At 29.7% G+C, this 7188-nt stretch carries 6 protein-coding genes; all 6 read left to right on the top strand.

Features of this window, described 5'->3' with window-relative positions:
* The coding region (locus I6U48_RS12700) for a PD-(D/E)XK nuclease domain-containing protein (protein WP_218320837.1) at positions 1 to 403 on the top strand (403 nt) is incomplete at its 5' end.
* A 68-nt stretch (positions 404 to 471) separates the two neighbouring features.
* The gene (locus I6U48_RS12695; RefSeq protein WP_218320836.1) at positions 472 to 1047 is read left to right on the top strand and encodes an RQC-minor-1 family DNA-binding protein; all 576 of its coding nucleotides are present in this window, start codon (positions 472 to 474) and stop codon (positions 1045 to 1047) included.
* Positions 1048 to 1445: 398 nt separating this feature from the next.
* Positions 1446 to 3887, top strand: coding sequence for a transcriptional repressor LexA (gene lexA, locus I6U48_RS12690; RefSeq protein WP_218320835.1), 2442 nt, complete (start codon positions 1446 to 1448; stop codon positions 3885 to 3887).
* 56 nt (positions 3888 to 3943) lie between these two features.
* On the top strand, positions 3944 to 5101 hold the full coding sequence (locus I6U48_RS12685) for an HNH endonuclease domain-containing protein (RefSeq protein WP_218320834.1): 1158 nt from the start codon (positions 3944 to 3946) through the stop codon (positions 5099 to 5101).
* Positions 5102 to 5123: 22 nt separating this feature from the next.
* Complete coding sequence (locus I6U48_RS12680) at positions 5124 to 5435, top strand: nucleoside triphosphate pyrophosphohydrolase (RefSeq protein ID WP_218320833.1); 312 nt, start codon at positions 5124 to 5126, stop codon at positions 5433 to 5435.
* 64 nt (positions 5436 to 5499) lie between these two features.
* Positions 5500 to 7176 carry a DUF262 domain-containing protein gene (locus I6U48_RS12675; protein WP_218320832.1) on the top strand — a complete coding sequence of 559 codons (1677 nt, stop codon included), beginning with the start codon at positions 5500 to 5502 and terminating at the stop codon, positions 7174 to 7176.
* Positions 7177 to 7188 lie beyond the last annotated feature (12 nt).

The following is a 7188-nucleotide window of genomic DNA, read 5'->3' as shown; positions in this document are numbered from 1 at the left end:
AGATGCTGAAATCTTTGAAGCTGAACTTGGCAGACTTCTTATGGAAACTATAAGCTTTAATGATGCCTATGAAAATTTCTATCATGGTTTTGTAGTGGGAACTCTAGCTAATATGCATGACTACATAATAAAATCAAATCGAGAAGGCGGCAGTGGACGCAGTGATTTATTTATAAAATCAGTGTCTAAAAGAGGAGTAGCTATAGTAATTGAATTTAAAATAGCTAAACATATTGATGATTTAGAAAAAAGAGCAGAGGATGCTTTAAAGCAGATTAAGGAAAAAGGTTATGACCAGGAACTTAGAAGTGAAGGGTATAAAAATATTATAAGATATGGTATAAGTTTTTATGAAAAGGACTGTTATATAAAATTAGGAGAAGAAGTGGAAGAGATGAAATAATAAATCTAGTTAAAAATGATGAATCAGTAGTAAATGCTTTAGGAGATAGGAGAGAATGAGTAGTAGTTATGAGTAAAAAATCTAAAGTATCATATCAATTAAATAACACAAAAGGGCAAATAGAACCATCAGAAGAAGACATAAAAAATATTCTTAGAGCAGCAGATGAGATTATATTTGTAGGTGGTAGAACAATGCTTGCAAAAATACTAAAAGGCTCAAAGGATAAGAAACTATTAGAGAAGCAACTTGAACTATGTCCAAGTTATGGTTACTTTAATAAATTAACTATTGAAGAAATAACAAAGATAATAGATTGGATGATTATAAATAATTATCTGGATATAGATTATAATGGTCGACTTCCTATGATAGTTTTTTCAAGTAAAGGCTGGGAAAACTACAAACCTGTGTATATGGATGAACTATATAATAAAATTTTAAATGTGGGTGAAGATACAAGGGAGGCACTTATTGAAGAATTAACTAAAACAAATAGGGAAGTAATTAGTATGCTATTGTTTAAAATTGGGAGTAGCAAGAATATCAGCTTTATAAAATTTTTAATAAAATGGGAGACAGTAGAAGTCAAAAAAGTACGTCAAAAAATAAATGCAGCTATTCTGAAATTGAAATCAATATAAATATTTTTTAAGTTTTATCTTGACACAGGCTGATGAAGTCCATAATTCATATGAAGTTACTTTATTAAAAGCTAGTATGGAGTTTTAATTAATCCATGCTAGCTTTTATTTATATAGGAAAAGAGTTCAAATGCCATATAGATTATAAAAAGGAATGGAGAGTTAGTTAATATATTACAAGATAAGGGTGAAGTGTGCTTATTTGTATATGGAACGTTAATGAGTAATCAAATTTATCATAAATGGACAGCTTAATGCAATTTTTCGAGATTATTGTAAAGGAAAAATATCTTTATTTACCATATATTTTGATAAAAAAGTAAAAATACGTTATAATATGCATATATTACTCTAATTTGGTATTATTATTTAACATTTTGTACGAGGGGGATAAATATATGCAGCTAAATGTTGAACAAAAAAAATTAGTACAATCAAAGCCTTCAGGACACAGTTTGATAAGGGGAGTAGCAGGATCGGGAAAAACTACAGTAGCTGTAAACAGAATACCATTTTTACTTAATCACTACTGTTTTGAAGCAGATGACAAAATATTAATAGTAACCTTTAATAAAACCCTAGTAAATTATATAAAATACATTTATGAGAAAGTTCAGGATGAAGATAAGATTGAATTTCAGAGTTTATTTTCCATAGACAAGTCTAAAGTTGAAATATATACAATAGACAAGATTATATATGATTATTATAAGATTTACATAGATTCTAAAAGGTTAAACTACAAAACAATTAATAATAATATTAAGTATAACTTAATAAATCAAGCTATTGCTGAATTAAGTAAGGTTTATATAGATGTATCCATATTAGACATTCGAAATTCAAAATTTTTACTGGATGAAGTTGAATGGATTAAAGCTTGTAATTATATGGAGCTTGAAGAGTATCAAAGTGTAGATAGAATGGGCAGGGCAATAAAAAAAGGAAATGAAAGCCCTCAAAAGCTTATGAAGAATTCCAGGACAAGAGAGGCTATATTTAATTTGATGCTTCTTTATAGAAAAAAATTGAAATCAGAAGGTTATCTTGATTTTCAAGATATGGCACTTATAGCTCTATATCAAGTTAAGAAAAGTTCAATAAAAAAGTATACTCATATAATAGTAGATGAAAGTCAGGATTTGACTAGAGTTCAGCTGGAATTTTTAAAACACCTTCAGCTAGAAAAAGAATATTCAAGCTTTATGTTTGTGGCAGATAACGCTCAAAGCATATATACTCACTCCTGGCTTGTAAAGGGAAGAAGCTTTAGCAGCATTGGTTTTGATATGAAAGGGAAAAGCAATATTTTAGCTAAAAGCTATAGAACTACAACACAAATATCACAAGCTGCCTACAGTTTAATAGAAAAGGATAGTAATGTTGTAGAAGATGATAACTTCGTAAAACCTTCTTTAATAGATAAACAAGGAACTTATCCTATATATAGAAGACTACTAAATGAAGAAGAACAAGCTGCCTATGTAGCAAATCAAATAAGGATCTTATCAAAGAATTATAAATATAAAGACATAGTTGTAGTGGCAAAAAATAAGAATTTATTGGAGAATATGAATAGCCATTTGAATAAAGCTAAAATACCAAATGTAGTTGTAGGAAAAAGCAATAATGATTTTGACAGCGAAGAGGTGAAGCTTCTGACTATGCACTCTATAAAAGGTTTGGAATTTAAAGTAGTCATGTTGATAGCTTTAAATGAAGGAGTAATTCCTTATCTTTCTTATTCTGATCCAGAAGAACAAGCTATGCAGGAATCTATGGAAAGAAAACTACTTTATGTGGGAATGACTAGAGCTACAGAGCAGTTATATCTGACCAGTAGCAGTAAGCCTTCAAGATTTATTGAAGATATAAACTCTAAGTATTTAAGGATAAAGGATAGATGCAGATTAAGCAAGTTTTATAATATAAATTTTGAAAACTATGATTTTACAGAGGAATTAGTGGATTTATATTCAAATGAAGAGAAAGTAAGGCAGTGGCTTTTAAAGGAACTGCAGGAGAATTACAAATATCCAAAAGACTTATTAAAGGTTGAATATAAAATAAACAACTTTTCAAAAATTGGATCAGCAGATATCTGTGTTCAGACACTTAGCAGTGGTACAGAACTTCCCTATATAATTGCAGAAGTAAAACCACTTGGAAGTCCTTTAGTTTCAGCATTAAGTCAATTAAAGAGTTACATGAGTAACTGCAGCAGCTGTCAGTATGGAATAGCAACCAATGGAAGTGAATGTATTATAATAAACAAAGATTTTGAGAACGTGGGAGACATACCAGAATTTAATATAAATATGCTGCCGCAAAGTCTTGAAAGCCGTAAATATGTTGATTTAAAGCATGGTAAGGATTATATGATTACCTCTGATTCAGAAGTAATTGATGAGATAAGCGTAAAAGAAGATGGACAAGAAGTTCAGTATGCTGTAGAGGATTTAATTTCCTTCAAGATATACAGCAGCATAGCAGCAGGTATACCTATTTTTATGAACTCACAGTGCGAAGATATATTAAATTTACCAAAACATTGGTTTAACAGCAGTGAGGAATATTTTGTACTTAAAGTAAAGGGAGACAGCATGATAGGTGCAGGTATAGATAATGGAGATATGGTGGTTATTAAAAGACAGGAAACTGCAGAGAATAGGGACATTGTAGCAGCGGCAGTGGATAGTGAAAATGCTACCTTGAAGAGATTTGTAAAAATGGGGGACAGCGTACTTTTGATGCCTGAGAATGATAAGTACGAGCCAATACAGATTAGAAGTGATGAAGCTAAGGTTATGGGAATTGCTGTGGGAGTTGTGAAGAGGTAAATAATATTATTGGGGAGAGGGCATTATTAATACAATAAAATGCTGCGGGTTAGTTTATGAATAATTTTACTGAAACTAGAATGGACATATTAACAAATAAAGAAATTGAAAATAATTTGCCTCATAGTAATAAGGTTGAAAGCAGGATTTTTTCAACGCTTTTAGATGATGATAGGGTAGTTGCCAGTTATAAAATGTATTGGTTATTAGGTATATTAGATGAGGTTTGCGAAGGTAAGGAAGAAATTGAGTTTAATAGAATAATAGCAAGGATGATAGTATATGCATGGTATCCAACTTTGCAATATAGATTGAGCTTTGGTAGTTTTGACAATTTAAAAAAGCCTATTAATTATATTGCAGAAACCCTAGGATTTAAGCCGAATTGTGATGAAGCAAAACTGCTTGCGGCTATTACTGCTAGTGAAGATAAGGAACTCCAAAGGATGATTAAAGATTTAACTTATCATGTTCCATATAGACTTATATCTCCTTTTTTTAAGAAGCAGCTTGAAGGAGTTAAGGATAGTTCGAAAAATAAACTTATAGTTGAACTATCTATAGAAAGTGAAACCTGTCTGTATAAAATTATTAAAGATAAAATTATATTAAATACAGGGTGGGCAGACTATTTAAAGGAAAACTACAGAGTAATAAAATCCTGGATTTATTATAAGATAATTGTGTTTTTGCAAAAGAGAAACCCGAACACTCCAGCAGTAGCATTAAAGCTGGAAGCACCTAAAATTAGAAAATTAAGCAGTGCAACTAAGCTATGGAATGAAATAGTTATAGCTAAAAATATAAAAGATATATATACAGGAAAAGAGTTTTATAGTGAAAATTATGAGGAGTATGGGGTATTTAGTATAGATCATTTTATACCTTGGAGCTTTGTACTTCATGATCAGTTCTGGAACCTTACTCCAACTTTTAAAAATATTAATAGTAAGAAAAATGATGATTTGCTGCTATATGATAAATATATAGGGGATTTTTGTGATATACAATATGAAGCTTTTATGTATGTTTGTGAGAAGAAGGTAAATAGTGCTTTGGAAGAATATATGGATGCTTTTAGATTAGAGGATATTTATGAATTTTATAGGCACTGTAATAAGGAGATATTTAATTCACAGTTAAAGAAGTGTATTTCGCCGTTATATCAAATTGCGGTGAATCAGGGATTTCAGGTGAGAGAAAATTTACTTTAGAAAGCAAAGGAAGAATAGTAAGATGAAGGTTTATAATAAATTAGTTCGTGATAAAATACCAGAGATTATAGAGGCTGATGGAAAGAAGTTTGAGGTTAGGAAGGTTGATAAGGAAGAGCATTATAAGCTGCTAGAAGCTAAATTGAAGGAAGAGGTTGAGGAGTTTTTAGAGGATAAGAATTTAGAGGAATTGGCGGATGTTATGGAAGTTCTTTTTGGGTTGGCTGAGAATATGGGGTATAGTGAAGAAGAGCTTTTAAGGAAGAGGAGGGAGAAGAAAGAGGAACGTGGGGGATTTGGAGAAGGTATTGTGCTAGAGGGGGTTTGCGAATAATTCACATGTAAAGATTAAAGAGTGCTAAATATAAATTTGTTTTACAAATCTAGGAGGTAATTGAATGACTAGTGGAAAGATAGATGCAAATAAGGAAGTGCTTCAAAAGATTTTCTCTCAAGACTTTTGGTTTGTAATTCCAGAATATCAACGTTCCTATGTGTGGCAAAAGGATAATGTATTGGATCTTTTAGATGATTTATTTTTTGCTTATGAAAATAAACCAGAGAATGAATATTTTTTAGGGTCGCTAGTTTTAAAAAGAATTGATAATCATGAATTTGATGAATATGAAGTCTTAGATGGACAACAAAGATTAACTACATTCTTTATGATGTTAGCTGTACTAAGAGATTTAATAGATAATAACGATTCAAAAAATGTTTTTCAAGAAATGATTTATCAGAAAGAAATCAAACTTAAAAAAATTCCTTCAAGACAAAGAATAACATATCATATACGAGATAGTGTAGAAGCATTTATAAAAGAGTTTATTATATCTGAAAATGGTACTTTAAGTGAAATTGCACTTGGAGAAAGAGCTAAGGAAGAGAATGTATCGATTAGTAATATGGCGAATGCAATTATTGTAATGAGAGAGTTTCTTACTAATAAAGGAGATTTGGAGAGTTTTGGTGCATTTCTTTTAAATAATGCATTATTTATTTACGTATCAACAGATAATACAGAAGATGCTTTTAGATTATTTACCATTCTAAATGATAGAGGAATTCCTTTAACTAATGCTGATATATTAAAATCCTTAAATATTGGAAAAATAAAAGATGAAAAAGAAGTTCAGTTATATGCCCGAAAGTGGGAAGAATTAGAAAGTAAATATGGCGAAAAATTTGATAGATTTTTATATTTTATAAGAAATATTTTTGTTAAAGAAAAAGCAAGAACTAACCTTTTGGAAGAATATGAAACTAATATCTATAAAAAGGACAAACTTAAAATGGGGCAGGAAACCATTGAGCATCTAATTTGCTACGATGAAATTTATGATAATGTAATTGAGCTTCAAGGTCAAAATTTAAGTAATGAATATAAAAACTTAATCACTATTATGAAAATAGGATTGCCATCAGAGGAATGGATTCCAGCTGTACTTTTTTACTATAGAAAATTTAAGACAGATAAATTATTAGAGTTTTTAAAGAAACTTGAATTCAAAGTAGCAGGAGATTGGATTTGTCAAGTATCACCTACAATGAGGCTAGAAGCAATAAATAAAGTAATGAAAGAAATAGAAGCATGTAAAATTCATGAAATTGATACTATTATGCAAAACGAAGAGTTATTTGATATTGATATAAAGTTTTATAAAAGTGCTATATCTTCAGATGTTTATAATAAACGATATTGTAAATACTTACTTTTAAAGTTGGAATATCTATTAAGTGATAATACAGTTCACCTATCGAATTATAATAAAATATCAGTTGAACATGTGTTGCCACAAAATCCTGGAAGAAATAGTGATTGGGTCAGAGTATTTACTGAAGATGAAAGAAATTTTTGGACTCATAAGATTGCTAACTTAGTACTAATAAGCAAAATAAAAAATTCTAAACTAAGTAACTTAGATTTTGAAGAAAAGAAAGAAAAATACTTGAAACAAAGAATTGATGTTTTTTATGGTAATAAAATTTTTATTGAAAATAACAATGAATGGTCACCAGAGATTTTAAAAAAGAGGCAGAAAGAATTAGTTGAATTACTAGTTAAAAATAGATAGAAGAATTATATA

It is taken from the genome of Clostridium thailandense (assembly GCF_019207025.1).
GTDB classification, from domain to species: domain Bacteria; phylum Bacillota; class Clostridia; order Clostridiales; family Clostridiaceae; genus Clostridium_AM; species Clostridium_AM thailandense.
Note: the sequence above shows the minus strand (reverse complement) of the source record. Positions and strands in the feature narration are given on the sequence as shown.